We start from the raw sequence: 26497 nt of genomic DNA, 5'->3' as shown, positions 1-26497 counted from the left end.
CAGGCGCGCATCGAACTCGATCCGCAATATATTCGGCTATATTACGGTTCTCGATTTCAATGCCACTTTGAGGAGGTGTTCGTGAAGGCTCGATTTTTCCGCGCGTTGGTTGTCGCCGTATCCGCCCTGGCGTCGAGCGCAGGCTTTGCCGGCGAGGTGCAGGTTGCGGTAGCGGCCAACTTCACGGCGCCCGTGCAGGCAATCGCAGCCGACTTCGAGAAGGACACCGGCAACAAGGTGGTCGCGTCGTTCGGCGCGACCGGCCAGTTCTATGCGCAGATCAAGAACGGCGCGCCCTTCGAAGTCTTCCTCGCCGCCGACGATTCGACGCCCGCCAAGCTCGAAACCGAAGGCATGACGGTGCCGGGCAGCCGCTTCACCTACGCAACGGGCGCACTTGCGCTCTGGTCGGCGAAAGAGGGCTACGTCGATTCGAACGGCGACGTGCTGAAGAAAAACGAATTCACCCACCTCGCGATTGCCAATCCGAAAACCGCGCCTTACGGCCTCGCCGCGACGCAGGCGCTCGACAAGCTCGGGCTCGCGCAGGCGGTGGCACCGAAGATCGTCGAAGGGCAGAACATCTCGCAGGCGCAGCAATTCATCGCGACGGGCAACGCCGAACTCGGCTTCGTCGCGCTGTCGCAGATCTACAAGAACGGCAAGATCACGAGCGGCTCGGCGTGGATCGTCCCGGCTTCGCTGCACGAGCCGATCAGGCAGGACGCGGTGATCCTGAACAAGGGCAAGGACAATCCCGTCGCGAAGCAATTCGTCGATTATTTGAAGGGACCGAAGGCCGCCGCCGTCATCAAGTCGTACGGCTACCAGTTGTAATTGCAGCAAGATGCCGCTCACCCGTGCCGACTTCGAAGCGATCTGGCTTACCGTCCAGCTCGCGTCGCTCGCGACGCTGATGCTGCTGATCGTCGGGACGCCGCTCGCGTTGTGGCTCGCCCGCACGCGCTCGCGGCTGAAGGGGCCGGTCGGCGCGATTGTCGCGTTGCCGCTCGTGCTGCCGCCGACCGTCATCGGCTTTTATTTGCTCGTCGCGATGGGACCGAACGGAAAGGTCGGGCAGTTGACGCAATCGCTCGGCTGGGGTCTTTTGCCGTTCACGTTCGCGGGGCTTGTCGTCGGCTCGGTGCTTTATTCGATGCCGTTCGTCGTGCAGCCGCTTCAGAACGCGTTCGAAGCCATCGGCGACCGTCCGCTCGAAGCCGCCGCGACGCTTCGCGCGAGCCCGTGGGACTGCTTCTTCTCGGTGGTGCTGCCGCTCGCTCGACCGGGCATCGTGACCGCGACGATTCTCGGCTTTGCGCACACGGTCGGCGAGTTCGGCGTCGTGCTGATGATCGGCGGCAACATTCCGGGCAGGACGCGCGTGGTGTCGGTGCAGATTTTCGATCACGTCGAGGCGCTTGAATACGCGCAGGCGCACTGGCTCGCGGGCGGCATGGTCGTGTTCTCGTTTCTCGTGCTCCTCGCGCTCTATTCGACCCGGCGCACGCCTTCCGCCTATGTCTGACGCTCGTTTTTTCCTGAATGACGATGAGTGATTCCCAGGCGCCGGCCACTCCTGAAGGCATCGCGACCGGCCGCGCCGATGCCGATGCCGCGCCCGCTGGAATCGAGGCGCGCTTTCTGGTCCAGCAGGGCGGGTTCACGCTCGACGTCGACGTGCGTCTGCCCGGACGCGGCGTCACCGCGCTCTTCGGTCATTCGGGCTCCGGCAAGACGACGGTCCTGCGCTGCCTCGCCGGCCTCACGAAGCCCACCCGCGGGCGCCTTTGTGTCAACGGCGAAACGTGGCTCGACACCGCGAACGGCATCTTCCTGCCGACGCACAAGCGCCCGCTCGGCTACGTCTTCCAGGAGGCGAGCCTTTTCCCGCATCTGACGGTCGAGCGCAATCTGCGCTACGGCATGAGCCGCGTTCCCGCGACGGCGCGTCGCGTCGATCTCGCGCAGGCCGCCGGGCTGCTCGGTATCGGCCATCTGCTGGATCGCATGCCGGCGGGTCTGTCGGGCGGCGAGAAGCAGCGCGTCGGGATTGCGCGCGCGCTGCTCACGAGTCCGCGTCTCCTGCTGCTCGACGAGCCGCTCGCGTCGCTCGACCAGAAGCGCAAGCTTGAAATCCTCCCGTATCTCGAACGTTTGCACGACGAACTCGACATCCCGATCCTCTACGTCAGCCACGCGCCCGAGGAAGTAGCGCGGCTCGCCGACCATCTGGTGCTGCTGGAGAACGGCCGCGCGCTCGCGAGCGGCCCGATCGCTCAGACACTCGCGCGCCTCGTGCCGATGACGATGGCCGACGACGCCTCGGTCGTGATCGAAGGCATGGTAGGTGCACACGATGCAACATACGGGTTGCTAACGCTCGGCCTGCCGGGCGGGCGCGCGTCGCTGCGGGTCGTGCATGCGGCGCTGCCGGCGGGCCGGCCGATGCGGATCGTCGTCCGGGCGCGCGACGTGAGCCTCGCGTCGAGCGCGGCCAGCGACACGAGCGTGCTCAACGTGCTGCCCGCGACCGTCGTCGCGATGGAACCGGCCGCGGACCCGGCACAGATGATGGTGCGGCTCGACATCGACGGCACGCCGCTCCTTTCGCGCATCACGCGCTACTCATACGATCACCTCGGTCTCCACGTCGGCGCGCGGGTCTGGGCGCAGGTCAAGGCAGTCTCGCTCCTGGCCTGAGCTCGGGCAGCCGTCGCATGCATCGCCTGCGGGCGATCGCGCTTCGCCATCCTTACATTCCTCCCCCGCGTAACGCGCCGAAAAAATCCCGGGCGCGCCTGTAATTGAATTTCAGGCGCAATCGGCATAGCGTTGCATGATGCGGTGCTCGCCGCTGGCCGTTCTCCTGTAAGTGCGTAGGTGCTCCACTTCGAGGCTGACGGCGCAACACGCCGAACGAGGAGATCGCCGTGCAATCCCTGAGAATATTCGCCGCGCTGCCGGTCCTGGCCGCTGCGTTCGCCTGCGGGTCGGCGAATGCGGGCGGGCACGTCGGCGTGTTCATCGGCGGGCCGCTCTATTATCCGGTCGCGCCCGTTCCGTACTATTACTATCCGCCGCCGCCCGTCGTCGCCGTGCCGGCCGCGCCGCAAGCCTACGTCGAACAGGGGCAGCCGGCGGGCGGTTCCGCCCAGTCGAGCGGATACTGGTATTACTGCGACGCATCGAGGGCCTACTACCCGTACGTGAAGCAGTGCCCCGGCGGATGGCGCGAAGTCGCGCCGCAACCGGCCCCTTCCAATTGACGCATCGAGCGCATCGTCCCGGCAACATGGCCCGTTCAACCATCGCACTACTCGCCACGCTGACGTGCGTCAGCGCGTGCACTGTCCTGCCGACGACGCCGAGCGTCATGGCGCTCCCCGGCACCGGCAAGACCTTCGACCAGTTCCGCGCCGACGACGGCGCATGCCGCGAGTTCGCGTACCACCAGGTGGGCGGCGTAACCGCTGACCAGGCGGCCACCACGAGCGCCTTGGGAAGCGCGGCTGTCGGCACGGCACTCGGCGCCGCGGCCGGAGCGGCGTTCAATGGCGGCGCAGGCGCGGCCGCCGGCGCCGGGGTGGGTTTGCTCGCGGGGAGCCTCGTCGGGTTCGGCAACGCTCAGGGCGCGGGATACGAGGTGCAGCGGCGTTATGACTACGCGTACCTGCAATGCATGTATGCAGCCGGCGATCGCGTGCCGGTCAGCGGACGTGTGATTTCAGCGCCGGGCACCCGTGCATACGCGCCACCGCCTCCGCCACCGCCGCCAGGGATGCCGCCGCCCCCGCCGCCTTCGAGCTGAGGAAAGCGTTGCGGCCAGCGCTGCCTGTTTGATCGCGTGCGTGCGGCGGTACACCCGGTCCGCTCACCTCGCGATGCCATCGCGCACGCCTCACCGCCTTCCCCGCCACGCGTCGCTCGAAGCCCGCATCCTCGGCGCCCCCACGAAATCCGGCGCGACGAGGAGCCCGACCACCCAGCCCAGATAGAACCGGAAGTCGATCCAGTACTCGCTCAGGTCGTAGACCTCGAACCGCTGCACGTGAGCCAGCGACAGTCCCGCCTGCAACGCCCCCGTCACGACGAGCCACACGATCGCCGTCACCGCCGTCACGCGCGCGCAGCGCCGGAACGTGTGGTGATCCCACGTCTCGCGCACCGCAAACATGCCCGCAGCAAGAATCAGGATGCCCGGCAGCGCGCTCGTCAAGATGACTAGCGTCCCCCATTCGAATACGACGCCGGACAGCACGGCCACCAGCGCAGCCGCGACCGCGACGCTCCACGCGATCCACGACCGCGAGCGCGCCGAGAGCCATGCGACGGTGATCGCGAACGGCGTCCCGGCCCATTCGAGCGCTTGCGAGACCGCGTTCTGCAGATTCACTGCGGCCTGCTCGTTGGTATGGCTCGCGGCGATGGAAACGGTGATCGCCTCGTGCACGCAGACGGCCGCCACCGCGAAGCCGATCGCCGTGCAGGCGGCGAACGCCGGGCTCTTGCTCGCGTGAGCGGGCGTGAGGCTCATGGTGCGCAGCCGCTCGATCAGCGGTTCGACGAAGAACGCGAGAATCAGGCCGATGAGAAGCGCCGCGGCTGCATCGCGCAGCGTGAAGTGGCCGAACACGGACAGCATTCCCTGCCAGATGAACTCGGGCGCGGCCGAGCAGACCGCGACCCAGAGCGCGAAGAAGAACCCGTTCGATATTCGGCTGAGCGACAAGGCGGATCTCCAGGCAGGTGAACAAGCCGTTAGCGCGTCATGAAGTCCATGGAACCGGAGGCGGCGATGCCGCGACGACCGCCGCCCCGAGCGCGCGGGCCACGGTCGCGCGAAGGTCCTCGTCGACGACAGCGCCCTGTCGTGCGAGCGCGTCCGCGACGCTCACCACCTTCGCGGCTTCGTAGTGCCGGCCGCTGCCAATCAGCGACTCAAAGTCGTTGGCGCGCCGGTTGATCTCGAGCGGATCGGCATCGACGAGCAACACCGCATGAGCGAGCACCGCGTACAAGGACTCGCCGCGCAAATCCGGAGACTGTGGCACGCGCCGCCAGTATTGCGCAGCGCCGGCGATCTTGCGCGCATCGTCGGCGGGACCCCATGCGAGGTTGAAGCGGCCGTCGCAGAAGGAGCCTTCCACTTCCTGCCAGTGCGTTTCGATACCGAGCTCATGCAGCGCGCCAGCCAGGATCGCGCAGAGATGCAGGTAGACGGCGTCGGCCATTGTGCCGATCGTGCCCGCGAGCGGATACGCGAGGCTCAGGTTCAGGATGCCCGGTCCCTGCGGCACCAGGCCGCCGCCCGACAGGCGCAGCCACACCGGACAGCCGCGCTGCGCGAAGGCGTCGCGGGCCGCGTCGAGCGTGGCGTGGCGCTGATAGCTGCGCGGAAGCACGAGTGAAACCGGCGCCTCCCACAGATGCGCCACCGCGCGCCCCGCAGCCGCATGCGCAAGCAGCGCCTCCTCGGCGTCGAGCGGATTGCCGGCATCGGCGGCGGTGTTGACGATTTCAAAGGGCATCGGTCGGACGATAAGAACAGCGGCAAGTGAGCGGCACGCAAAAAGGCGAGCGGTCAGCGCCGCTCGCCCAACACATGAAACATGGTAACGAAGAACCGCGCGATGCAACCGCGCTCTTTGCGCGCTGGCGCACGACGGTCAGCCAAAGGAAAGCGCTATTGGCTCAGCGCATCGAAGTAGGCGAGCGCCTTCGAAGCGTACATCGCGCCCGGCCCCCCGCCCATTTCGATGTTGACGGCGAGCACGTCGGTGAGCTGGGCGCGCGTCGCCCGGTGGCGCAGCGCCTGCGACGTATGGAACAGCACACAGTCGTCGCAGCCCTTGTGGACGGCGAGCGCCACCGCGACGAGTTCGCGGAACGCCGCCGGCACGCTGCCCTCCTGGGTCGCGGCCTTCATCACGGCCTGAAAGCCGCCCATCACGGCGGGCTGCGCCTGTCCGAGCGCGGCGAACTGCTGGTTGATGCCGGCGAGGCGGCTCTTGAGATCGGTGGTCGTGTCGGTGCTCATGTCGGATGAAATGGTTCGGGAGAAGGAGTGGCGGACACGGCGTGCCGCGTCCGCCCGTTCAGGACCGTCAACCGGCCAGATGCTGCTTCAGCAGCGCATTTACGTCGTTGGCCTTTTCCATCTGGCTCATGTGGCCGGCGTCGTCGAAGACCTTGACCGTCGCGCCCGCCGGCGCATTCCCGGCGTGCGAGGCAGGAATGATCCGGTCCTGCGCGCCCCACACGACGAGCACCGGCTTGCCCGTTCCCGCGAGCTTCGCGCCGGGCTGCCCGCCTTGCCTGCCGTTCGCGAAGAGACTGCCGCCGAGCGCACCCAGCGCTTCGCTGACGCCGTCGAGCCGCTTGTACTTCAGCAGGTCGTCGAGCATCTGGCGGCTGACGAGCCCCGGATCGGCGAAGAGCAGTTCGACCACCGGTTTCAGGTCGCGCCGCGACTGCGCGTTGACGAAGCCCTCGGTATAGGCGTTGTTGACCTCCTCGCCCAGCCCCGCCGGCGAAATCAGCGCGACGGACAGCACGCGTGCGGGCGCATCGACGGCCATCTGCGCAGCGACGCCGCCGCCCATCGAATGGCCGACGAGATGCGCCGCTTCGATGTCAAGCGTGTCCATGAAGCGCAGCACGAACTGCGAGAGGTCTTCGAGCGTCGTGCCGGGCAGCTTGGGCGTCGACTGGCCGTGCGCGGGCAGATCGAGCGCGACGACCTTGTTTTTCTCGGCGATCGCGTCGAGATTGAAGAGCCAGTTGTCGAGATCTCCGCCGAAGCCGTGGATGAAGAGCACCGTCTTCTCGCCCTCGCCACGGCTCGCGTACCGCACGCGGATGCCATCGACTTCGACGAAGTGATACGCCGCGGCGGCTTCGTCGTCGCCGCCCTCTTCGTCGACGGGTGTCACGTAGCCGGCCACGTATGCGTCGATGTCGGCGTCGCTCACTTCCGCGGGCGCGAGCACGCCGAGCAGCGCCTTGACCGGCAGCACCTCGCCCGCCTGCGCGACCTTGCGGCGCAGGGTGCCCGCGTCGGGCGCCTCGACCGCGTTGGCGATCTTGTCGGTTTCGACGTCGAGGATCGGCAAGCCGACGGTGATCTGCGTCCCTTCGTCGACGAGCCACGCGTTCACCGTGCCTTCCTTCATCGAAAGGCCCCATTTCGGCATGACGATCGGAGTGATTTCGGCCATCAGTGTTTGCCTCCCTTCATGGTCTTGCGCGCAGCATCCGCGATCTGCGCGGCGCTCGGGATATACAGGTCTTCGAGCGTCGGCGAGAACGGCACCGGCGTATGCGGCGGCGCGACCATCTCGATGGCCGCCTTCAGCGCGCCGAACGCCTGCTGTGCGACCTGCGCCGAAATGTCGGTGGCGATGTTGCAGCGCGGGCTGGCCTCATCGACGACGACGAGCCGCCCCGTGTTCTCGACCGATTCGAGCACCGTGTCCATATCGAGCGGCGACAGCGTGCGCAAATCCACGATCTCCACTTCGATGCCTTCCTTAGCGAGCGTGGCTGCCGCTTCCAGCGCGCGATGCACCATCAGGCCATAGGTGACGATCGACACGTCCTTGCCGTCGCGCACGATGTTCGCTTCGCCGAACGGGATCGCGTACGAGTTTTCCGGCACTTCGCCTTCGAAGCCGTACAGGTTCTTGTGCTCGCAGAAGATGACGGGATCGTTGTCGCGGATCGCCTGGATCAGCAGGCCTTTGGTGTCGTAGGGCGTTGAAGGACACACGACCTTGAGCCCCGGAATGTGCGTGAACAGCGGCGTGAGCATCTGGCTGTGCTGTGCCGCCGCGCGAAAACCTGCGCCCACCATCGCGCGGATCACGACGGGCGTCTCCGCCTTGCCGCCGAACATATAGCGGAACTTGGCGGCCTGGTTGAAGATCTGGTCGAAGCAGACGCCCATGAAGTCGATGAACATCAGTTCCGCCACCGGCCGCATGCCGCACGCGGCGGCGCCGATCGCCGCGCCGACATACGCGGATTCGGACAGCGGCGTGTCGAGCAGGCGGTCGCCGTGCTTTGCATAGAGTCCTTTCGTGACGCCGAGCACCCCGCCCCATGCGTCCTTTTCGCCATCGGCGCCTGCTCCGCCGACGATGTCCTCGCCCAGCACGATCACGTTCGGATCGCGCGTCATTTCCTGATCGAGTGCTTCGTTGATCGCCATCTTCATGCTCAGTTTGCGGGCCATGAATGTCTCCAGTTCGTTCGTTGCGAGTTAGTAGCTGACGTACACGTCGGTGAGCAGGTCGGCGGCGCTCGGTTGCGGCGCGTCCTTCGCCTCCTGCACCGCGCGCTCGATCAGCTCGGCGACGTCGCGGTCGATCGCATCGAGTTCCGCGCGCGTGATCACCTCAGCCTGCGTGACCGTGTGCGCGAATTTCTTCAGGCAATCCTTGTTCGAGCGGATGTCGTCGAGTTCGCCGGGCGCGCGATAGGTCTGCGCGTCGCCTTCGAAGTGGCCGTAGAAGCGGATCATCTTGCATTCGAGCAGCGCCGGTCCGCCGCCTTCGCGCGCGCGCCGGATCACTTCGCCCGCCGCTTCGTGGACGGCGAAGAAATCGGTGCCGTCGACGGTCACGCCGGGAATCCCGAAGCCCGCCGCGCGGTCGACGTAGCTGTCCACCGCCGTTCCGTATTCGCGCGACGTCGATTCCGCGTAGCCGTTGTTCTCGATGACGAAGATCACCGGCAGGTTCCACACGGCAGCCAGGTTCAGGCTTTCGAGGAACGTGCCCTGGTTCGACGCGCCGTCGCCGGCGAAGGTGATGCCGACTTCGCCCTTGCCGCGGAACTTCGCGGCGAGCGCCGCGCCGCAGATGAGCGGCGCACCCGCGCCGAGAATGCCGTTCGCGCCCATCATTCCCTTCGACAGGTCCGCGATGTGCATCGACCCGCCCTTGCCGTTGCACGAGCCGCCCTTCTTGCCGTAGATCTCCTTCATCATCGCGACGGGATCGACGCCCTTCGCGATGCAGTGGCCGTGTCCGCGGTGCGTGCTCGCGATGCGGTCGCCGTCGTTCAGGTGATGCATGATGCCGACGCCGGCCGCTTCCTCGCCGGCGTAAAGATGGACGAAGCCGGGGATGTCACCGCGGCCGAAGTCCACGTGCAGGCGCTCCTCGAAATCGCGGATCGTGCGCATCTTCCGATAGACGCTCAGCAGTTCCTCCTTGCCGAGCGGCAGCGCTGCGTCCTGCTGCGTTGAACCGACTGTCATGTCTGTCTCCTTCGTTGGAAGTGGTGGGGCAGAAAAACGGTTACGACTGGACTGGCGCGACCTGGCGCATCAACCCGGCGCGCGCGGCATAACGCATGCACGCGGCGACATCGATGCTGGCAAACGCGCCTTCGCGCAGGGTGATGGTGACTTCGTCGCTTGCGGAGAAGGCCAGCTCACGCTCGCCGTCGAGCGCGACGATGCCGGAGCGCTGGCGCACGCGTTGCGGGACGCCGTCGCGAAGACGCTGCCAGCTTGCGATCGGCACCGCGCACATCAGGCCGGGCGCGATCGGCGCGCAGAGATCGAATTCGCCTTCGCCCGGCGCGGCGAGTTCCACGGCGAGGCCGCCCGGATCGTGGCGGCCGACGGGTTCGAGCAATCCCGCTATCGCGGAGAGCCCGATCGCCTGCGGATCGGCGTAGGACACGTAGACGGCGGCGAGCGTGTCGATCTTCCAGAGCGCGCGGGCGCCGATGAAATGCTCGTGCGAGATGACGGCATCGACGAGTGCGATGTCGCTGCGCACGTTGCCGTGCGCGTCGCGGATATCGATGTCGAGCCGCTTGTTGTGGACGAGCGCGTCGGTTGAAGGAATGCGGCCGGCAGCGTAGAGACCGGCGGCGAGTCCGGCGATGGTCGGCTCGCGCATTTCGGGGAAGGCGTTGTTCGTGCCGGTCGAGAGGCCCGCGACCGGCACCGCGCCGCACTCGCGCACCACTGCGCGATGCGTGCCGTCTCCGCCGAGCACGACGATCGCCGCGACGCCCGCCTCGCGCATCAGTTGCGCGGCGCGAAAGGTATCGTCGACGCGGGCGGTCACCGGCATGTCGAGCCAGTCGACGGCGGCAAGCGTGGCGTCCGGACCCTGACGGCGCGACAGATGGCGTTCGAGCATCACCTTGAGCCCTTCGCGGTCGGGCATCATCATGACGCGCTCGATGCCGCACGCCGCCAGCGCCGAAAGCAGGCGCAGCACGATGTTGACGCGATCGGCGAGTTGCAGGCTGCTCGCGTTCGCGATCACGCGGCGAATGTCACGCGCGGAAATCGGATTCGCAATGATGCCGACGAGCGGCGGCCGCACGGGCGCGGGGTTGCGCATGCATGTCTCCTGATCTTGTTTGCGGCTATACAAGGCAAGGGATATGCCAACCGTTTATTGGCGTGTGAAGGCGGGAAAGTCGAGGGATAACCCGGAGAAATCGGGCCTCGTGAAGGTGCCGCTGTGACAGGTGTCACAGCGGCAGGTGTATCGGGGGAGTACAGGCGTAACGCGGTTAGTGCGAGCCGGCGTCGCGTTGATTGGGCGAGCGGATGCCATAGCGCGCCATGCGCCGGTACAGCGTCATCCGGCTCACGCCGATCTGCCGCGCCACCGCGCTCAGGTTCCAGCTTGCTGCGCGCAGGTACTGCATCAGCAGCATGCCTTCGGGCGGCAGCAGATGCGGATCGAATTCGTCGGCGGAGGTGTTCGAAGCGGGCAATGCCGGCGTCGCCGCTTCGCTCGCGGGCGCATGCCCGGAGAAATTCTCCGGCAGATCGTCGACGTCGATGTGGCCGTCCGCGCACACCGCCTGCGCGTATCGAAGCACGTTGCACAGCTCGCGCAGATTCCCCGGCCAGCGATGCCGGTGCAGCCGCTCGCGTGCCGCCGGCGCCATCGCGACCGCCCCGCCCGCCGTGTCCTTCAAGAGCTTCTGGATCAGCCAGTCGAGATCGCTGCGCTCACGCAGCGGCGGCAGCGCGAAGCGCGCGCCGTTCAGCCGGTAGTAGAGGTCTTCGCGGAAGCGTCCGCTGCTGACCAGCTCATCGAGCGGATGATGCGTTGCGGAAATCACGCGCACGTCGACCGATACCGGCCGCGATGCGCCGATCGCCAGCACTTCGCCCTCCGCCAGCACGCGCAAGAGGCGCGATTGCAGTTCGCGCGGCATGTCGCCGATTTCGTCGAGGAAGAGCGTGCCGCCGTCGGCTTCCTGGATGAGCCCGCGCTTGCCCTTCGGACCCGCGCCGGAAAAGCTGTTCGGCAGATGGCCGAACAATTCGCTTTCGATCAGCGTTTCGGGAATCGCCGCGCAGTTGACCGCGACGAACGGACCGCCGCGGCGCGCGCTCGACTGATGCAGCGCCTTCGCGAAATATTCCTTGCCGGAGCCGGTTTCGCCGTTGATGAGCAGGTTGATCGGCGAATCGACGAGCTTCGCCGCGCGTTCCAGTTGCCGGTCGAGCGCGGCGTCGCCGCCGGAAAGCGCGGCGAGCGGCGGCGGAATCTTTGCGGCACGCGCGGCCTGCGTGCCGGTCTTCGACGCCGCGCCCGGCTGCCACATCGGCGCGGGCGGCATCACGCTGAGGTACAAGAGCGCGCCGCTCTTCGCGAGCGCCAGCGCGCGCAGTTCGCTCGGACGCGAGTAGACGAAGCGGCCGAAGTCGTCGAGCCGCGCTTCGAAGAGCGACTCGAACGGCGTGCCGATCAGCGACGGCAGCGGCGCGTCGCGCAGTCCGTGCTCGGCCGCGAGCATTTCGTGCGCACGCCGGTTGTGCCCGACTACGCGTCCGCTCGCATCGAGCGCGATCAGGAAGTCGGGATCGACATCGAGGAATTCCGGCGCCGCGTTCAGCTTGAGAATCCAGTCCTGACGGTGTGCGCGCAGGAAATTGGCGTTCTCGATGTGGCTCGCGTAGATGCGCACCAGTTGCAGCGCGAGGCTCTGGCTGTCGCGTGCCTGCGGCGAAGTCAGCGCGGAAATGTCGAGGATCGCGGTCAGGCTGCCGAGCGAATCGAAGAGGGGCGCGGCGGTGCACGTGAGCGGAATGTGCGTGGCGTCGAAGTGATCGACCTGATGGACCGTCAGCGCCTGGCCGGTCGCGAGCGCGGTGCCGACCGCGCAGGTGCCCGCGCCGTTTTCGCTCCATTCCGCACCGAGGTAGAGGCCGGCGCGGCGCAGGGTCGCATCGGTGTTGGCGTCGCCGAGATAATCGACGGTGACGCCTTGCGCGTCGGTCAGCAGCACGACGTAGCCGAGACCGGCCACCTGGCTGTAAAGCGTCTGCAGGCCGTGGCGGGCGATGCGGGCGAAGTCGTCGATGCGCTGCTGGTGCTCGCGCAGTCGCGTCTGCGGCAGGATGCGCGCCTCCTGCATCCGCGACGGGTCGAGACCATACTGATGCACGCAGCGCCGCCAGGACGACTGGATGATCGCCTCGTGCGTGCGCGCCGCGACGGCCGGCGCATTGCGCGTGGTCGCCTCGACTACCGCCTCGATGTGCTCGCGTTGCCGCATGTCCATCGTGCTTTCTCCTGTCGACCAGAGTTGGCGATGTCGACCCGGGTTGGCGTTTTAACGCTTACTCGGGTCCCATGCGCTTACTCATGCGCCCTGCTCCGGCCGCCTGCAAGGTTGCTGATGTCTCCTGGTCCGGAACGGCGCGGCGCCTGCGCTTCTCTGAGCGCGTGGATTCGCCGCTGGCTGATTCGATGTCCGGAACGGACTCCTACTGTAGCCGACTGCGCGCGAGTTGGGCAAACCGCGGCGCAGCAAGCATTTAATTCACACGAAAGCTTTCGCGCGCGTAATGCGAGCACGAGCCTTTGATAGACTCAGGTCATCGCCGATGCTTGCCTAATACCTGGAGACAACGATGACGAAGATCGCGTTCGAGGACTTCGAGCGGCAGGTGCTGCAACACCACCTGATCAAGGGGAACGTCTACGAAAACGGCGCCGCGCTGGTGGAGCGGGCGAACCGGTGGATCGCAGAGCACGGCATCGACGTGCTGAACGTCGAGAGCCTCTCAACGTTCGGCGCCGGCGACGATACCAGCGTCAGTCACTGGTATTCGGGCATCCGGGTCTGGTACAGGACGGAGTGATCGACGGGATTCATCCGCGGCCGACGAACGGCATCTTGGTCGCCATGACCGTGTGGAAAAGCACGTTCGCCTCCAGCGGCAGATTCGCCATATACAGCACCGACTGCCCGACGACGCGCACATCCATCATCGGCTCGGCCTTGATCTCGCCGTTTGCCTGCGGCACGCCCTTCTCCATGCGCTGCGACAGTTCTGTCTTCGCATTGCCGACATCGATCTGGCCGACCGCGATGTCGTATTTGCGGCCGTCGAGCGAAGCAGTTTTCGTCAGCCCGGCGACGGCGTGCTTGGTCGCCGTATAGGCGATCGAATTGGGACGCGGTGCATGCGCCGAAATCGAGCCGTTATTGATGATGCGGCCGCCCTTCGGATCCTGCGCGCGCATCACGCGAAACGCGTTCTGGATGCAATAGAACATGCCGTTCAGATTGATGTCGACGACGCCCTTCCACTGCTCGGGCGTCCAGTCCTCGAACGGGCCGGGCGGGTTGCCGACGCCCGCGTTGTTGAACAGCAGGTCGAGCCGGCCGAAACGCTCGACGACGGAGGCGAAGAGGCCGGCGACGGCTTCCGGATCGGCGACGTCGGTCGGGAATGCGACGGCGCGGTCTTGCGCGGTTGCTTCGGCGACGACCGCTTCGAGCGGTTCGGGCCGGCGTCCCACGAGCGCGACGCGCCAGCCGTCTTCGAGCAGCGCGAGCGCCGCCGCCCGGCCGATGCCGCTGCCCGCGCCTGTGACGATCGCGATGCGTGGGTTCTGTTCGTTCTTGTTGCTTCCGTCAGTCATTGCCGAAGTCTCCGTGGTTGCGCACCGTGGTGCCAAAGACCCGACATTACCAAACGTGAGCGCGCTTCACACGCAGATGGCCCCTACCGCTTGCCGCAGAACACGGCCGTGAGCACGAGCGGCACGACCTGATGCACGACGGCGTCGCTGCCCGCCGCGCGCACGCGCTCCTCGACCGTCTCGGCCGGGCCCTGCACCACGACGCCATAAGCCGACTCGGTCAGCGGCTGGCCGCTGCCCTGCTTGAACATCGCGTCGCCGCGCTCATAGCCGAGCACCGCGTAGACGCGATAGCCGAAGGCGGTGAGGTCGCTGCCGCGCGTCGGCCGAAACGCATTGACCGAGTTTGCTTCGACGCGCATCGGCGTCGCTTCGATGGATTGCGAGCTGACGAGCGGCGCGATGAAAGTGTGCGCATTCGACTTGCAGTCGAGCGGGCGATCGAGCGCGTGCCCGTACGCGGCGACCGGCAAGGTCACCACGGCGAGCGCGCTCGCGAAGAGATAAAAGCCCTGATTCATGGCGGCTATGCGTCGAACGTTTTCTGACGGTACAAAGGCGTCAGGATCGATGCAATAAGCGCGCCAGATTCAGTTTCGAAAACGGCGCCGCGGGACCTGGCGCGAGACTCGCCCGGAATGTTCGCAAATACGCGGGCCGGGCGGGTATGTTCAGCTTCCCGCGTTTGCCCGTCTGACGTCTGTACGGGAAGCCTCAGTCCCTTTTTGCAATGGCGTCATAACCGAATTGCAAACGCCGCAGGGCGCGCCACTCACGCGTCTAGCTGACACGCTCGCCTCGCCGATAGGTTGCGCGCGGCACCGGCAATGCACCTGCTGTGACCACGCGCACGAAGTCCGCGCGCAGTCCGGGCGCGATGGTGCCGCGATCGGTCAGGCCCGCTGCGCGCGCGGGCGCCGACGAGACCGTAGCGATTGCGCGCGGCAGTGTCCAGCCGGCCTTCTCGACAAGTTCGAACGCGCCGATCAGCAGACTCGACGGCACGTAATCCGACGAGAGGATGTCGAGCAATCCTTCCTGTGCGAGCGCGAGCGCCGACACGTTGCCCGAATGCGAGCCGCCGCGCACGACGTTCGGCGCGCCCATGATCGTCGCGATGCCGTGCGCGTGCGCAGCTTGCGCCGCCGCGCGCGTGGTCGGAAATTCGGAGAGCACGATGCCGTCGCGCGCGGCTTCCTCGACGTGCTCGACGAGCGTGTCGTCGTGGCTCGCGAGCGCCACGCCGAGCGACTTGCAGCGCGAAACGATCTGCTCGCGATGCAGCGCGGCGAAGCGGCGCTGATGGGCGGTGAGTGTTTCGACGACTTCGTTCGCGCGCTCGTCGGTCATCTTGCCGTTGCGCTCCTGATAGCGGCGCCACTGCACCGGATCGTGCCACTGGCGCTGTCCCGGCGTGTGATCCATCACCGACGCGAGTTGCAGCAGCGGATGCGCGCTCAGCGAGTCGAAGATCTCGACTACATCGGGCGTCGCCACTTCGCAGCGCAGATGCAGGAAATGATCGGCGCGCAACAGGCCGCGCTGCGTGAAGCTGTCGATCGACCGCGCGCAGTTCGTCTGCAGTTCGCGCTCGCGCAGGCTGTCCTGGCGCGAGCCGATCCCGAGCGCATCGAAGACGGTCGTGATGCCTGCTGCCGCCACCTGCGCGTCGTGCACCAGAATGGCCGCTTCGTGATTCCACAGCACGCCGGGGCGTGGCGAGAGATGTTTTTCGATGTTGTCGGTATGCAGCTCGACGAGACCGGGCAGGAGATAATCGCCGTTCCAGTCCTCCGCCTCGCGCGCCGACGTGCCGCCCGGCGCGACTTCCGTGATGCGGCCATCCTCGATGCGCACCACGCCGATGAATTCTTCGTCGCGCGTCACGATGCGCGCATTCCTGATCAGCATGTCTGAAAGACTCCGGTGTTGTGTTCGACTTGCGCGGGCACGGCTTCGAGCCTGACGGTACGCGTCGCGACGCGTTCGCGCGTGTCCTCGTCGTGAAAGATGCCGACGATCGCAGCGCCCTTTCTGCGCGCCTCGACGATCAGGCTGGCGACCACGTCGCGGTTTTCCGCATCGAGCGAGGCGGTCGGTTCGTCGAGCAGCAAGAGCGGCTGCTCCGCGATCAGCCCGCGCGCGATGTTCACGCGCTGCTGCTCGCCGCCCGAGAAGGTCGCGGGCGCTAGCGCCCATAGCCGGCGCGGCACGTTGAGCCGTTCGAGCAGCGCGCCCGCACGCGCGCGCGCCTCCTCTTCGCCGACGCCGCGCGAGATCAGCGGCTCGCTCACCAGATCGAGCGACGACACGCGCGGGATCGCGCGCAGGAACTGGCTGACGTAGCCCATCGTCGTCATGCGCAGGCGGATCACGTCGTGCGGCGCGGCGTTCGTGAGCGAGACGTGGCGCGAAGGACGGCTGTCGTCGCGGATCGCGATGGAGCCGCTCGTCGCGAGATAGTTGCCGTACATGCAGCGCAACAGCGTGCTTTTGCCCGCGCCCGACGGACCCGCGAGCACGACGCACTCGCCGCGCGAGACGTCGAGCGATACGCCATGCAGCGCCGCGATACGCACGCCGCCCTGCTGATGCAGCGTGAAGCGCTTGGTGATGTCGCGGGCGCGCAGCATCAGCGCGTTGCGCTCGGAAAACGCTGGTTCGTGTGAAAAATCGGTATTGGCATTCATCGTCGCACCTCAGACGGGCAGCACGGACGCGACCAGCGTCTGCGTATAGGGATGTTGCGGATCGTCGAGCACCTGATCCGTGAGGCCGCTCTCGACCACCCGGCCGTCCTTCATCACCATCAGCCGATGCGCGAGCAGACGCGCCACGCCGATATCATGCGTGACGATCAGCGCGGCGAGATGCAGCTTGCTCGTGAGCGTGCGCAACAGGTCGAGCAGGCGCGCCTGCACGGAGACGTCGAGGCCGGCGGTCGGTTCGTCCATGAAGACGAGGCGCGGACCGGTGACAAGATTGCGCGCGATCTGAAGGCGCTGCTGCATGCCGCCGGAGAACGCCGAAGGCAGTTCGTCGATGCGCGCGGCATCGAGTTCGACGCGCGACATCCAGTCCGACGCCGTCTCGCGAAGCCGCCCATAGTGGCGCGCGCCGATCGCCATCAGCGGCTCGCCGATGTTCGCGCCCGCCGATACGCCGTGGCGCAGGCCGTCGCGCGCGTTCTGATGCACGAAGCCCCATTCGGTGCGCGAGAGAAGCCGCCGGCGCGCTTCGGGCAGCGCGATCAGGTCGAGCGTCTCTGCGTCTTTCGTACGATAGCTGAGCGTGCCCGCGTTCGACGGAGTGCGCAGCGCGAGCGCATTGAGCAGCGTGGACTTGCCCGAGCCCGATTCCCCGACGATGCACAGCACTTCGCCGGGATACAGATCGAGGTCGATGTCGATGCAGCCGCCGCGGCCGTCGTAGCGTTTGGTGAGGCCGCGCGCGGTGAGGAGCGGTTTCATCGCGCGCCCTCCTCGTTGCCGTCTTGTTCGTCGCGGCGGCTGTGGCAATAGTCGCTGTCGGAGCATACGAACATGCGCTTGCCCGCATCGTCGACGATCATTTCATCGAGAAAGCTTTCGCGCGAACCGCACAGCGCGCATTCGTGATCCCAGCGCTGCACGCTGAACGGATGATCCTCGAAATCGAGGCTCTTCACTTTCGTGTACGGCGGGATCGCGTAGATGCGCCGCTCGCGGCCCGCGCCGAACAGTTGCAAAGCGGGGTTCATGTGCATCTTCGGGTTGTCGAATTTGGGAATCGGCGAAGGCGACGTCAGATAGCGGTCGTTCACAAGCACCGGGTAATCGTACGTGGTCGCGATGCTGCCGTGCCGCACGATATCTTCATAATATTTCACGTTGATGAGACCGTAGTCGGCGAGCGCGTGGAGCTTGCGGCACTCCATGACGCGCGGCTCCAGCTTGAAGAGCGGCTCGGGCATCGGCACCTGATACACGATGATCTGCGCGTCGGTCAGCGGCGTCTCGGGGATGCGGTGGCGCGTCTGAACGATGGTTGCATCGGCGGTGCGCGTGGTCGTCGCCACGCCTGCCGTGCGCGCGAAGAAGCGCCGGATGTTGACCGCGTTCGTCGTTTCGTCGGAACCCTGGTCGATCACCTTGAGCGTATCGTCGCGGCCGATGATCGCGGAGGTCACCTGTAATCCGCCCGTGCCCCAGCCGTAAGGTAGCGGCATTTCGCGCGAGGCGAACGGCACCTGATAGCCCGGCACCGCGACCGCCTTCAGGAGCGAGCGGCGAATCATGCGTTTGGTCTGCTCGTCGAGGTAGGCGAAGTTGTAGCCTTCGGCCAGTTCGTTCGATTCCTGGCGAGCGTTCATGCGGCTTTCTCCTGTTCATTGCTCTGCGCGCCGCGCAGGCGCCTCAGCAATTCCAGCTCCGACTGGAAATCGACATAGTGCGGCAATTTCAGATGCTGCACGAAGCCTGACGCTTCGACGTTGTCGCTGTGATACAGCACGAATTCCGGGTCCTGCGTCGGCGACTCGACCGTCTCGCCGAGTTCCTCCGCGCGCAGCGCGCGGTCGACGAGCGCCATCGCCATCGCCTTCCTTTCCGAGTGGCCGAACGCGAGCCCGTAACCCTGCGTGAATGCGGGCGGCACGTCGCCGCTGCCCGCGAACTGGTTGATCATCTGGCACTCGGTCACTTCGATGTCGCCGATTTCGACCGCGAAGCCAAGTTCGTCGATGTCCATCTCCACCGAGACCTCGCCGTTGCGGATTTCGCCCGCGAACGGATGGCTGTGCGCATAGCCGCGCTGTGTCGCATAGCCGATCGCGAGCAGGAAGCCCTCGTCGGCGCGCGCTAGATTTTGCAGGCGGGTCGTCCGGTCGACGGGGAACGTAAGGGGCTCGCGCGAGAGATCGCCGGGTTCGGCTGCGTCGGCAGACGGCGCTTCCTGCTCGATCAGGCCTTCCTTGTCGAGCATCGCAAGCACACGCGGCATGGGCTGCGCTTGAGCCGCCGCAGCGGGCCCGGTGCGGGACGTATCCGCGCCTTCGGCGAGCAGCCTGAAGTCGAGCAGACGCTGCGTGTAATCGTAAGTGCCGCCGAGCATCTGGCCACCGGGAATATCCTTGAACGCGGCGGAAATTCGACGCTCGATGGACATCGCCTCGGTATCCAGCGGCAGCGTATAGCCGAAGCGCGGCAGTGTGGTGCGATAGGCGCGCAACAGGAAGATCGCTTCGACCAGATCGCCCGCAGCCTGCTTGATCGCAAGCGCGGCGAGTTCCTCGTCGTAGACCGAGCCTTCGCTCATCACGCGCGCGACGGCGAGCCGCAACTGCTCGCGAATCTGCGCGACCGAGATTTCCGGCACCGACAGTTCGCCGCGACGCTTGGAGGCGAGCAGGTCCCACGAGCGTTCGATTGCCCGTTCTCCGCCCTTGACAGCGACGTACATCAGTTCACCTCCACGAGAGTCGTGCGCGGCAATCCGACGAGCGAGCCGCCGGCCACGAAGTAGCAATCGATGCCGCACGGAAATAGCGATGCGAGCGCGGCGCGCTCGTGCCAGAAGCGCGGCGGCAGGCCGTCGATGGCGACCGTGCGCGCTTCGCGGATGCCCGGGCCGCGCCACGTGAGCGGCGTGCCTGCGTCGAGCGAATCGACCTGGATGAAGAGCGTCGCCGCGCTTTCCGGCGACTCCGGTTCACCCGGCGCAAACGAGTCGAGCGGTGGCATCGTGCGTGCGTCGTTCAGGTACGCGAACACCGCCTGCGCGCGATCGGCGGTCAGCGGGGCGCCCGTGTGAAAGCGCACGGCATCGCCGAGCGCGCGGTCGTCGTCGTGCAGATACACGGGGGTCGAGTAATCGGCCAACGCGAGCAGCGATGCAAACGCGGCCCGCTGAACGCGAGCACGCGGCGCGGTTTCTCCGAGCGCCGCGTCGATCGACACGATGCTGCCCGGCCGCGCGAGCGCGTCGAGCAGCGCGCGAAAGACCGACTGCGAATCGTGCACGACGTCGCCGAAGCCCGGCAACAGCGACGCCATGTCGATGCTCATGCGATCCGTTCGATTCGTCCCATTGACTGCGTGCATCAGTCTCCCCTCACCATCGTGAAAAATTCGACCTTCGTGGGGGCAGCGTGCGCCTCCCTGTCGGCACGGCGTTCGGCGACACGCGCCGCAAGCGGCGGAATCACGCGCTCACGCAGACGGGCCTCGAAAGCGGGCACCTGCAACAGCGCGTCGACGAGCGCTGCGAGTGTCGCGCGCTCCTTGTCCCGTCCCATGTGCACCGCGAAGCCGACCGGCGCGCTGCCGTCTTCCATGCGCAGGCGCAGCGTCGCGCGCGTCACGGTGACTTCGCCGAGATTGAACGCATCGCCCGTGCCGCCGATGCGCCCGCGCACCATCGCGAGCCCGATTTCCGGGGCGCGCAGCCAGTCGAACGCGGGCGGAGCCGTTTCGAGCGCAGCGTCGAGCGCACTCTTCAACTGCTCGCGCGGCGCGCGCGCCAGCACCGCCATCCATTCCCGCCGCTCCATTCGGCCAGCCGCTTCCGGCGGCTGTGCAGACGTTTTCATCGCTTTCCTCGTCGTGGGTGACTTTGGTTCAACATGCATTTAACTTCGTTTACCATACCTGTTGTTTCATCTGGTCGTCTAGACGTTTCCACATGCGGATATTTCCATCGCTAGACATGCGCCAATTTCATATTTTCATCACGGGTGGCGCACTACAATGTGCAAGACGTTATTCAAACCGAGAGGAATGACACCCACATGACATCCAACGAAAACGCAGCGCCAGGGACAGCGGTCGAGCGCGGCGCGGGCGTCGCCGTCTGGCGGCAGATCGAGCAGATACTCTCGGCGGAAATCGCGGCGCACGGCTTCGGGGACGAAGGCCGCTTGCCGAGCGAGGCGGAACTCGCGCGGCGCTTCGACGTCAACCGTCACACCGTGCGCCGCGCGATGCTGCGGCTCGCGGCGACCGGCCTCGTCAGCGTCGAGCAGGGACGCGGCACGTTCGTGCAGCCCGGTGCGATCGATTACCGGATCGGCAAGCGCACGCGCTTCACGGAGAACCTGCAGCAGCAGCATCACACGAGCGCAGGCGTCGTGCTATCCGCCGAGAAAACCAAGGCCGACCCGACGGTCGCCAAGGCGCTCAACATCCGCGCAGGCGCGCTCGTCTACCAGATCGAGTCACGCCACGATTCCGACGGCGTGCCGATCACCTATGCGCGCAACTGGTACCCGGCCGCACGCTTCGCCGACCTGCCCGCGACGATCGAATCGGCGGGCGGCATCACGGCGGCGCTGGCGGAATACGGCGTCGTCGACTACACGCGCAAGTGGAGCCGCATCGGCAGCGTGCTGCCTTCGTCGGATGTCGCGCGGCGTCTGCAGATCAATCGCCAGCAGCCGGTCATGTGGGTCGAGAACGTCGACGTCGACGAAACAGGCGTGCCGATCAAGTACGGCATCACGCATTTCGCCGCCGACCGCGTGCAACTGATGGTCGAGCACGACGCATGAGCGAGGTCGCCAGGCACGCCGTCGTCGGCCCGAACGCGCGCATCGCGCTCTACTACGCTCCGCCTGCCGACTCTTCGTGGTGGCGCGCGGGCTGCGAGTGGCTCGGGCGCGATCCGGAGAGCGCGCGCGTTTATCATCGGCCTGCACCGCGCGAACTCGCCGCGCTCGGCCTCGGTGTGCGCGGCCTGACCCGCGCCCCGCGACGCTATGGCTGGCATGCGACGCTCGTCGCGCCGTTCCGCTGCGCCGAAGGCGCGACGCCGCTCGACGTGCTCGTGGCCGCGCGCGAATGGGCGAGCCGCATCAAGCCTTTTTCGATGCCCGTCGCGGTCGCCGAAATGGGCCGCTTCGTCGCGCTGCGTCCTTCGGCCACGCAGGACGACCAGGCGGTGCGCGACATCGCCGCCAGCGCGCTTCACGCGCTCGGCTCCGTGCGCGCGATGCCGTCCGAGGCCGAGCGCGAACGCCGCATCGTCGAAGGCATGAGCGATCAGCAGATCGCCATGCTGCGCGAATGGGGCTACCCGTACGTGCTCGACGAATACCGCTTCCACATGACGCTCTCCGATTCGCTCGACGACGCCAGCGCGCGACAAGCCATCGCATCGCACTGGACGGAGCGCGTCGAAACACTCGGCCTGCTGCCGCTGCACGGCGCGGCGCTCTTCGCGGAACCGCAACCGGGCGCGCCCTTCATGCTGTGGCAGCGCCTCCCCTTCGACACTGCACAGGACCCGGCATGAGCAAGGCAAAAGGCGCGCGATTGATCTACGTAATGGGCCCTTCGGGCGCGGGCAAGGATTCGCTGCTCGGCTTCGCGCGCGAGCGCATCGGCGCACGCGTGATGTTTTCGCATCGATACATCACGCGCCCGGTGTCGGACGGTGAGAATCACATCGCGCTCACGCACGACGAATTCGCCACGCGCCTCGCGCGCGGGCTGTTCGCGTTGCATTGGGAAAGCCACGGGCTGCGATACGGCGTCGGCGTGGAAATCGACATGTGGCTGGAACGCGGCATGCCGGTGGTCGTGAACGGCTCGCGTCAGCATGCACACGCGGCGCTCGCGCGCTATCCGGGCGCTCAGTTCGTGCAGATCGACGCGAGTCCTTCGGTACTCGCCGCACGGCTCGCACGGCGCGGACGCGAAGACGCTCGCCAGATCGAGGCGCGGCTCGCGCGGCGCCCTTCCCTCGTGCTGCCAGACGAAGCGCATTTCATCACGATCGACAACTCGGGCCTGCTCGCCGACGCGGGCCGTCGACTGCTGGAGACGATCGGCGCGGCGGATTGACCGCCGCCGCCCGCCGCGTCAGATGACGCGTTCGCGCACCCACGCGGAGCCGAGATCGATCAGCGACACGATGACGATCACCATCAGCATCACCGCAGCGGTCTGCGCGTAGTTGAACGAGCGGATCGCCTCATACAGCACGACGCCGATGCCGCCCGCGCCCACCATGCCGACCACCATCGCCGAGCGCACGTTCGATTCGAAGCGATACAGCGCGAACGAAATCCACAGCGGCATGACTTGCGGCAACACGCCGTAGACGATCTCATCGAGACCGCTCGCACCGGTCGCGCGCACGCCTTCGGCGGGCCGCGCGTCGATGGCTTCGACCGCTTCGGCGAAGAGCTTCGCGAGCACGCCCGTCGTGTGCACCCATAACGCGAGCACGCCGGCGAACGGCCCGAGTCCGACCGCGACGATGAAGAGCATCGCGAACACCATCTCGTTGATCGCGCGGCACGCATCCATCATGCGGCGCACCGGCTGCGCGATCCACACGGGCGCGATGTTCTGCGCCGAGAGCAATCCGCACGGTACCGCGCACACGAGCGCGAGCGCCGTCCCCCAGATGGCGACCGCGAGCGTCACGATCATCTCGTGCAGGTAGGTGCGCCACTCGGCGAAGTCGGGCGGAAAGAAGTCGCGGCCGAAGCGCACCATGTTGCCGGGATCGCGCAGCAGATCGAGCGGGCGCATGTCGGCGCTTTGCCACGACAGGCCGAGCACCGCGAAGAGCGCGATCCAGCCGAGCATCGACGCCCAGCTTCGTTTGCTTGCGACAGATGCGGACGTGCTTCCGAGCCGCGATGCATCGACGGAGTTCATCACTTGGCCGCCACGGTGTCGAGTTCGGAAAGCTTCTGGTCGAGCGTCGCGAGTTGCGTCTTCTTGTCGGCGTCGGACATGTGCGCGTCGCTCCGCACTTGTTCCTTCTTCTGGAACAGCGCCATCTGACGGATCGGCACGAGCTGCGCATTCGACGAGTCGGCGAATCCCGAATAGCCCGAGATCGCATGCATGATCGCCTGCTCGCGCGGGTCCTTTTCGGCGTAGTGATCGAAGAAGCTGCGCAGCTTGTCCTTGGTCGCCTGCGGCAAGTCGCGGCGCCATACGAGCGGGTCCGAAGGAATCAGCGGCGACTTCCACAGCACGCGCACTTCCTTATACCGGTCCGGATGCTGCGCCTTCAGCGTATCGAGCATGTCGGTGTTGTTGGTCGCGACATCGATCTTGTCGTTGACGACCGCTAGCAGGTTCGCTTCATGGCTCGACGGCAGCACGCTCTTGAACGAAGTCTTCGCGGAAAGCCCGTTCTTCGCGAGCAGGTAGTACGACGGGACGAGCGTGCCGGACGTCGAGTTCGGATCGCCGAATCCGAGATTGATCTCTCGGCTGTTCTTCAGCACCTGATCGACGCTCTTCCATTTGCTGTTCACGTTCGTGATCAGGAGCGAGTAGTAGCCCGCCTCGCCGCTCTTGTACTTCACCTTCGCGAACACCTCGCCATTCGAACGATCGACGGCTTCGATCGCCGACGCATTGCCGAAGAAGCCGATCTGCACCTTGTTAAAGCGCATCGCTTCGATGATGCCCGCGTAATCGGTCGCGAAGAACGCCTTGACGTCGAGTCCGGTCTGCTTGTTGAGATCGTCGATGAGCGGTTGCCAGCGCTGCTTGAGCGCCGATGAGGAATCCGTGGAGATGATGCCGAAGTTGAGCGTCTCCGCGTAGGCGGCATGCGTGATGAACGAAGCGGCAAGCGCCGTGCCGGCGAGGAAATGGCGGAACGTTTTCATGTGATGAGGTCCTGTGAGAAGGCAGAGGTTCGAATCAGGAACCGGCGGCGGAGGCCGCCGAAGCGAATGCTGCGGAATGTGCGGACGCTTCATTGCTGCGGGCCTGAACGCGCTCCGCGCGGCGCGCGTTTTCCCAGGCGGCATCGCGCTCGGCGGCTTCGGCATCGGTCAGCAGTTCGTCCGCTGCCGCGCCGTACAGATCGCGCAAGACGGCGGGCGTCAGGTGGTCGGTCGGGCCATCGAAGACAACACGGCCGTCGCGCAACGCAACCGTGCGCGCGCAATACTTCATCGCCACGTCGATCTGATGCAGCGATACGACGGCCGTCAGCCCGTGGTCCTCGTTGAGCGAGCGCAGCAGGTCCATCACGCGACGCGACGACTCGGGATCGAGCGAGGCGATCGGCTCGTCGGCAAGCACGATGCGCGCGCGCTGCACCAGCGCCCGCGCGAGTGCGGCGCGTTGCTGTTGGCCGCCGGAGAGCGTGCTCGCGCGCTCGTTCGCGTGTTCGCCGATCCCCATCGCCACGAGCGACTGCATCGCCAGTTCGCGTTCGACAGTTGGAAAGCGCCCGACGAGACGCCGCCACAGCGACACGCGCGACAACGCGCCGATCAGCACGTTGGTGCGCACACTGAGTCGCCCGACGAGATTGAACTGCTGGAACACGAACGCGACATCGCGCCGGATCCGCCGCACTTCGCGCACGATCCTGCCGTTCTGCTGGATCGGCCGCCCGAGCAGCGTAATGTGCGACGGCTCAAGATCCGGCGCGGTGAAGCCTGCGATATGGCGCAGCAGCGTCGACTTACCCGAGCCCGACGCGCCGATCAGCGCGACCATTTCTCCCGTGCCCACCTTCAGGTCGATGGAGTCGAGTGCCTTGCGGCCATTGCCGAACGTCTTCGAAAGACGCTCGATGCGAATTGCATCCATGATTTCCTCGAAATGGTCTAAGCGCGTTGAAACGTTCGGGAGATTCTAGGAATGCAAGATGACGTGCAGGTGACGCTGGCGAGACGTCTAGATGAATACATGTGTCGAACGCGGCTGGGGCGCGAAAAGACAAGCGCTGCGGGAGTGTTTATATTGGACGACCTGCCCGGCACGCACGACGTGCCGCACACCATTCATAGCCCGAGGACCCGATGAACGATCTTTCCGACTTTCTCGTCACGAAGAAGTGGCCCGCCCTGCACCCCGAACTGCTCCAGCTCTATTCGCTGCCGACGCCGAACGGCGTCAAGGTATCGGCGATGCTCGAAGAAACCGGCCTGCCTTACGAGCCGCATCTGGTGCGCTTCGATGCCAGCGACCAGATGACGCCCGAGTTCCTGTCGGTGAGCCCGAACAACAAGATTCCGGCGATCCTCGATCCCGATGGTCCCGGCGGCAAGCCGCTCGCGCTCTTCGAGTCGGGCGCGATCCTGATCTATCTCGCCGACAAGACCGGCCAGTTCATGCCGCAGGATGTCGCGCGCCGCTACGAGACGATCCAGTGGCTGATGTTCCAGATGGGCGGCATCGGCCCGATGTTCGGCCAGGTCGGCTTCTTCCACAAGTTTGCGGGCAAGGAATACGAGGACAAGCGCCCGCGCGATCGCTACGTCGCGGAATCGAAGCGGCTGCTCAACGTGCTCGAACAGCGTCTCGTGGGCCGCGAATGGATCATGGGCGACGAATACACCATCGCGGACATGGCCGTCTTTCCGTGGGTGCGCAATCTCGGCGGCTTCTATGAGGCGCGCGACCTGGTCGGCATGGCCGAGTTTCCGAATGTCACGCGGGTGCTCGACGCGTTTCTCGCGCGGCCGGCCGTCGTGCGGGCGCTCGACATTCCGAAGCGCAACTGAGCGCGTCCCGTCGATGCGTTGAATCCCGTTGTCATCGAATGGTCGCTTTCTTTCTGTAGAGTGCGCTCTCCCCTGCTCGCGCAGCGGCCACAAAAATCATCTA

The 26497-nt window shown here is 66.2% G+C and carries 30 protein-coding genes; 10 read left to right on the top strand and 20 right to left on the bottom strand.

Annotation, left to right across the window (positions count from 1 at the left end; translation table 11 throughout):
• Positions 1-105 precede the first annotated feature (105 nt).
• From modA to AWB81_RS01625, 5 genes are all read left to right on the top strand, one after another.
• On the top strand, positions 106-837 hold the full coding sequence (modA, locus tag AWB81_RS01645; RefSeq protein ID WP_235025697.1) for a molybdate ABC transporter substrate-binding protein: 732 nt from the start codon (positions 106-108) through the stop codon (positions 835-837).
• A 10-nt stretch (positions 838-847) separates the two neighbouring features.
• The gene (modB, locus tag AWB81_RS01640; protein WP_062632156.1) at positions 848-1528 is read left to right on the top strand and encodes a molybdate ABC transporter permease subunit; all 681 of its coding nucleotides are present in this window, start codon (positions 848-850) and stop codon (positions 1526-1528) included.
• Between the two features lie 23 nt (positions 1529-1551).
• Positions 1552-2703: a molybdenum ABC transporter ATP-binding protein gene (modC, locus tag AWB81_RS01635; protein ID WP_087134756.1), complete on the top strand. Its 1152-nt coding sequence runs from the start codon at positions 1552-1554 to the stop codon at positions 2701-2703.
• Between the two features lie 230 nt (positions 2704-2933).
• Entirely contained in the window at positions 2934-3269 is a 336-nt protein-coding gene (locus AWB81_RS01630; RefSeq protein ID WP_062632155.1) for a hypothetical protein, read from the top strand.
• Between the two features lie 26 nt (positions 3270-3295).
• Positions 3296-3811, top strand: coding sequence for a glycine zipper family protein (locus AWB81_RS01625; protein WP_062632154.1), 516 nt, complete (start codon positions 3296-3298; stop codon positions 3809-3811).
• 90 nt (positions 3812-3901) lie between these two features.
• Here AWB81_RS01625 and AWB81_RS01620 read toward each other — a convergent pair whose 3' ends face one another.
• The 8 genes from AWB81_RS01620 to AWB81_RS01585 form a co-directional block, all read right to left on the bottom strand.
• Positions 3902-4732, bottom strand: coding sequence for a hypothetical protein (locus tag AWB81_RS01620; RefSeq protein ID WP_062632153.1), 831 nt, complete (start codon positions 4730-4732; stop codon positions 3902-3904).
• Between the two features lie 37 nt (positions 4733-4769).
• Complete coding sequence (locus AWB81_RS01615; protein ID WP_062632152.1) at positions 4770-5531, bottom strand: lipoyl protein ligase domain-containing protein; 762 nt, start codon at positions 5529-5531, stop codon at positions 4770-4772.
• Positions 5532-5686: 155 nt separating this feature from the next.
• The gene (locus tag AWB81_RS01610) at positions 5687-6040 is read right to left on the bottom strand and encodes a carboxymuconolactone decarboxylase family protein (protein ID WP_062632151.1); all 354 of its coding nucleotides are present in this window, start codon (positions 6038-6040) and stop codon (positions 5687-5689) included.
• Between the two features lie 67 nt (positions 6041-6107).
• Positions 6108-7220, bottom strand: coding sequence for an acetoin dehydrogenase dihydrolipoyllysine-residue acetyltransferase subunit (locus AWB81_RS01605; RefSeq protein ID WP_062632150.1), 1113 nt, complete (start codon positions 7218-7220; stop codon positions 6108-6110).
• A complete protein-coding gene (locus tag AWB81_RS01600; protein WP_062632149.1) occupies positions 7220-8236 on the bottom strand; it encodes an alpha-ketoacid dehydrogenase subunit beta in 1017 nt (338 codons plus the stop codon). Before AWB81_RS01600 ends, AWB81_RS01605 begins: the two co-directional genes overlap by 1 nt.
• A gap of 27 nt (positions 8237-8263) precedes the next feature.
• The gene (locus AWB81_RS01595; RefSeq protein WP_062632148.1) at positions 8264-9265 is read right to left on the bottom strand and encodes a thiamine pyrophosphate-dependent dehydrogenase E1 component subunit alpha; all 1002 of its coding nucleotides are present in this window, start codon (positions 9263-9265) and stop codon (positions 8264-8266) included.
• Positions 9266-9305: 40 nt separating this feature from the next.
• Complete coding sequence (locus AWB81_RS01590) at positions 9306-10370, bottom strand: NAD(+)/NADH kinase (protein ID WP_062632147.1); 1065 nt, start codon at positions 10368-10370, stop codon at positions 9306-9308.
• Between the two features lie 175 nt (positions 10371-10545).
• Positions 10546-12555 (bottom strand): sigma-54-dependent Fis family transcriptional regulator, encoded by a 2010-nt coding sequence (locus AWB81_RS01585; RefSeq protein ID WP_062632146.1) that lies wholly within the window; start codon positions 12553-12555, stop codon positions 10546-10548.
• Positions 12556-12907: 352 nt separating this feature from the next.
• Here AWB81_RS01585 and AWB81_RS01580 point away from each other — a divergent pair, with 352 nt between their 5' ends.
• Positions 12908-13138 (top strand): hypothetical protein, encoded by a 231-nt coding sequence (locus AWB81_RS01580; RefSeq protein ID WP_062632145.1) that lies wholly within the window; start codon positions 12908-12910, stop codon positions 13136-13138.
• A 10-nt stretch (positions 13139-13148) separates the two neighbouring features.
• On the opposite strand, the gene AWB81_RS01575 is transcribed toward AWB81_RS01580, so the two are convergent.
• The 9 genes from AWB81_RS01575 to phnG all read right to left on the bottom strand — a co-directional run bounded on the left by AWB81_RS01575 (position 13149) and on the right by phnG (position 20493).
• On the bottom strand, positions 13149-13925 hold the full coding sequence (locus AWB81_RS01575; RefSeq protein ID WP_062632144.1) for an SDR family oxidoreductase: 777 nt from the start codon (positions 13923-13925) through the stop codon (positions 13149-13151).
• Between the two features lie 83 nt (positions 13926-14008).
• Positions 14009-14446, bottom strand: a complete 438-nt coding sequence (locus AWB81_RS01570; protein ID WP_062632143.1) for a hypothetical protein — start codon at positions 14444-14446, stop codon at positions 14009-14011.
• Positions 14447-14705: 259 nt separating this feature from the next.
• A complete protein-coding gene (locus AWB81_RS01565; RefSeq protein WP_062632142.1) occupies positions 14706-15836 on the bottom strand; it encodes an alpha-D-ribose 1-methylphosphonate 5-triphosphate diphosphatase in 1131 nt (376 codons plus the stop codon).
• Positions 15830-16615, bottom strand: a complete 786-nt coding sequence (phnL, locus tag AWB81_RS46745) for a phosphonate C-P lyase system protein PhnL (protein WP_062632141.1) — start codon at positions 16613-16615, stop codon at positions 15830-15832. Before phnL ends, AWB81_RS01565 begins: the two co-directional genes overlap by 7 nt.
• A gap of 9 nt (positions 16616-16624) precedes the next feature.
• Positions 16625-17395: a phosphonate C-P lyase system protein PhnK gene (gene phnK, locus AWB81_RS01555; RefSeq protein ID WP_062632140.1), complete on the bottom strand. Its 771-nt coding sequence runs from the start codon at positions 17393-17395 to the stop codon at positions 16625-16627.
• On the bottom strand, positions 17392-18276 hold the full coding sequence (locus AWB81_RS01550; protein ID WP_062632139.1) for an alpha-D-ribose 1-methylphosphonate 5-phosphate C-P-lyase PhnJ: 885 nt from the start codon (positions 18274-18276) through the stop codon (positions 17392-17394). The genes phnK and AWB81_RS01550 overlap by 4 nt, the downstream gene beginning before the upstream one ends.
• The gene (locus AWB81_RS01545) at positions 18273-19364 is read right to left on the bottom strand and encodes a carbon-phosphorus lyase complex subunit (RefSeq protein ID WP_062632138.1); all 1092 of its coding nucleotides are present in this window, start codon (positions 19362-19364) and stop codon (positions 18273-18275) included. The genes AWB81_RS01550 and AWB81_RS01545 overlap by 4 nt, the downstream gene beginning before the upstream one ends.
• Complete coding sequence (gene phnH, locus AWB81_RS01540) at positions 19364-19969, bottom strand: phosphonate C-P lyase system protein PhnH (protein WP_062632137.1); 606 nt, start codon at positions 19967-19969, stop codon at positions 19364-19366. The genes AWB81_RS01545 and phnH overlap by 1 nt, the downstream gene beginning before the upstream one ends.
• A 35-nt stretch (positions 19970-20004) precedes the next feature.
• Positions 20005-20493, bottom strand: coding sequence for a phosphonate C-P lyase system protein PhnG (phnG, locus tag AWB81_RS01535; protein ID WP_062632136.1), 489 nt, complete (start codon positions 20491-20493; stop codon positions 20005-20007).
• Between the two features lie 198 nt (positions 20494-20691).
• Between phnG and phnF the strand changes: the two genes are divergently transcribed.
• Genes phnF through phnN form a run of 3 tightly spaced genes read left to right on the top strand, consistent with a single transcriptional unit; the run spans position 20692 to position 22744 of the window.
• A complete protein-coding gene (phnF, locus tag AWB81_RS01530; RefSeq protein ID WP_062632135.1) occupies positions 20692-21450 on the top strand; it encodes a phosphonate metabolism transcriptional regulator PhnF in 759 nt (252 codons plus the stop codon).
• Positions 21447-22193, top strand: coding sequence for a DUF1045 domain-containing protein (locus AWB81_RS01525; RefSeq protein WP_062632134.1), 747 nt, complete (start codon positions 21447-21449; stop codon positions 22191-22193). Before phnF ends, AWB81_RS01525 begins: the two co-directional genes overlap by 4 nt.
• Entirely contained in the window at positions 22190-22744 is a 555-nt protein-coding gene (phnN, locus tag AWB81_RS01520; protein ID WP_062632133.1) for a phosphonate metabolism protein/1,5-bisphosphokinase (PRPP-forming) PhnN, read from the top strand. The genes AWB81_RS01525 and phnN overlap by 4 nt, the downstream gene beginning before the upstream one ends.
• Positions 22745-22762: 18 nt before the next feature.
• On the opposite strand, the gene phnE is transcribed toward phnN, so the two are convergent.
• From phnE to phnC, 3 genes are all read right to left on the bottom strand, one after another.
• The gene (phnE, locus tag AWB81_RS01515) at positions 22763-23497 is read right to left on the bottom strand and encodes a phosphonate ABC transporter, permease protein PhnE (protein WP_374730465.1); all 735 of its coding nucleotides are present in this window, start codon (positions 23495-23497) and stop codon (positions 22763-22765) included.
• A gap of 71 nt (positions 23498-23568) precedes the next feature.
• On the bottom strand, positions 23569-24540 hold the full coding sequence (phnD, locus tag AWB81_RS01510; protein WP_062632131.1) for a phosphonate ABC transporter substrate-binding protein: 972 nt from the start codon (positions 24538-24540) through the stop codon (positions 23569-23571).
• Positions 24541-24574: 34 nt separating this feature from the next.
• Entirely contained in the window at positions 24575-25477 is a 903-nt protein-coding gene (gene phnC / locus AWB81_RS01505) for a phosphonate ABC transporter ATP-binding protein (RefSeq protein WP_062632130.1), read from the bottom strand.
• Between the two features lie 212 nt (positions 25478-25689).
• Between phnC and AWB81_RS01500 the strand changes: the two genes are divergently transcribed.
• Positions 25690-26394 (top strand): glutathione binding-like protein, encoded by a 705-nt coding sequence (locus AWB81_RS01500; RefSeq protein WP_062632129.1) that lies wholly within the window; start codon positions 25690-25692, stop codon positions 26392-26394.
• Positions 26395-26497 lie beyond the last annotated feature (103 nt).

Origin of the sequence: Caballeronia arationis, from assembly GCF_001544975.2 — a bacterium.
Classification (GTDB): Bacteria; Pseudomonadota; Gammaproteobacteria; order Burkholderiales; family Burkholderiaceae; genus Caballeronia; species Caballeronia arationis.
Note: the sequence above shows the minus strand (reverse complement) of the source record. Positions and strands in the feature narration are given on the sequence as shown.

Bases quoted from the DNA above. Each gene is read 5' to 3' on its own strand.
- AWB81_RS01605 (WP_062632150.1), bottom strand. From the start codon at position 7,220: ATGGCCGAAATCACTCCGATCGTCATGCCGAAATGGGGCCTTTCGATG.
- AWB81_RS01610 (WP_062632151.1), bottom strand. From the start codon at position 6,040: ATGAGCACCGACACGACCACCGATCTCAAGAGCCGCCTCGCCGGCATC.
- phnN (WP_062632133.1), top strand. From the start codon at position 22,190: ATGAGCAAGGCAAAAGGCGCGCGATTGATCTACGTAATGGGCCCTTCG.
- phnH (WP_062632137.1), bottom strand. From the start codon at position 19,969: ATGAGCATCGACATGGCGTCGCTGTTGCCGGGCTTCGGCGACGTCGTG.
- AWB81_RS01565 (WP_062632142.1), bottom strand. From the start codon at position 15,836: ATGCTGATCAGGAATGCGCGCATCGTGACGCGCGACGAAGAATTCATC.
- phnC (WP_062632130.1), bottom strand. From the start codon at position 25,477: ATGGATGCAATTCGCATCGAGCGTCTTTCGAAGACGTTCGGCAATGGC.
- AWB81_RS01545 (WP_062632138.1), bottom strand. From the start codon at position 19,364: ATGTACGTCGCTGTCAAGGGCGGAGAACGGGCAATCGAACGCTCGTGG.
- AWB81_RS01595 (WP_062632148.1), bottom strand. From the start codon at position 9,265: ATGACAGTCGGTTCAACGCAGCAGGACGCAGCGCTGCCGCTCGGCAAG.
- AWB81_RS01570 (WP_062632143.1), bottom strand. From the start codon at position 14,446: ATGAATCAGGGCTTTTATCTCTTCGCGAGCGCGCTCGCCGTGGTGACC.
- AWB81_RS01590 (WP_062632147.1), bottom strand. From the start codon at position 10,370: ATGCGCAACCCCGCGCCCGTGCGGCCGCCGCTCGTCGGCATCATTGCG.
- AWB81_RS01550 (WP_062632139.1), bottom strand. From the start codon at position 18,276: ATGAACGCTCGCCAGGAATCGAACGAACTGGCCGAAGGCTACAACTTC.
- AWB81_RS01525 (WP_062632134.1), top strand. From the start codon at position 21,447: ATGAGCGAGGTCGCCAGGCACGCCGTCGTCGGCCCGAACGCGCGCATC.
- phnE (WP_374730465.1), bottom strand. From the start codon at position 23,497: ATGCTCGGCTGGATCGCGCTCTTCGCGGTGCTCGGCCTGTCGTGGCAA.
- AWB81_RS01625 (WP_062632154.1), top strand. From the start codon at position 3,296: ATGGCCCGTTCAACCATCGCACTACTCGCCACGCTGACGTGCGTCAGC.
- AWB81_RS01585 (WP_062632146.1), bottom strand. From the start codon at position 12,555: ATGGACATGCGGCAACGCGAGCACATCGAGGCGGTAGTCGAGGCGACC.
- phnL (WP_062632141.1), bottom strand. From the start codon at position 16,615: ATGAATGCCAATACCGATTTTTCACACGAACCAGCGTTTTCCGAGCGC.
- AWB81_RS01580 (WP_062632145.1), top strand. From the start codon at position 12,908: ATGACGAAGATCGCGTTCGAGGACTTCGAGCGGCAGGTGCTGCAACAC.
- AWB81_RS01575 (WP_062632144.1), bottom strand. From the start codon at position 13,925: ATGACTGACGGAAGCAACAAGAACGAACAGAACCCACGCATCGCGATC.
- AWB81_RS01500 (WP_062632129.1), top strand. From the start codon at position 25,690: ATGAACGATCTTTCCGACTTTCTCGTCACGAAGAAGTGGCCCGCCCTG.
- phnG (WP_062632136.1), bottom strand. From the start codon at position 20,493: ATGAAAACGTCTGCACAGCCGCCGGAAGCGGCTGGCCGAATGGAGCGG.
- phnD (WP_062632131.1), bottom strand. From the start codon at position 24,540: ATGAAAACGTTCCGCCATTTCCTCGCCGGCACGGCGCTTGCCGCTTCG.
- modB (WP_062632156.1), top strand. From the start codon at position 848: ATGCCGCTCACCCGTGCCGACTTCGAAGCGATCTGGCTTACCGTCCAG.
- phnF (WP_062632135.1), top strand. From the start codon at position 20,692: ATGACATCCAACGAAAACGCAGCGCCAGGGACAGCGGTCGAGCGCGGC.
- modC (WP_087134756.1), top strand. From the start codon at position 1,552: ATGAGTGATTCCCAGGCGCCGGCCACTCCTGAAGGCATCGCGACCGGC.
- AWB81_RS01615 (WP_062632152.1), bottom strand. From the start codon at position 5,531: ATGCCCTTTGAAATCGTCAACACCGCCGCCGATGCCGGCAATCCGCTC.
- phnK (WP_062632140.1), bottom strand. From the start codon at position 17,395: ATGAAACCGCTCCTCACCGCGCGCGGCCTCACCAAACGCTACGACGGC.
- AWB81_RS01600 (WP_062632149.1), bottom strand. From the start codon at position 8,236: ATGGCCCGCAAACTGAGCATGAAGATGGCGATCAACGAAGCACTCGAT.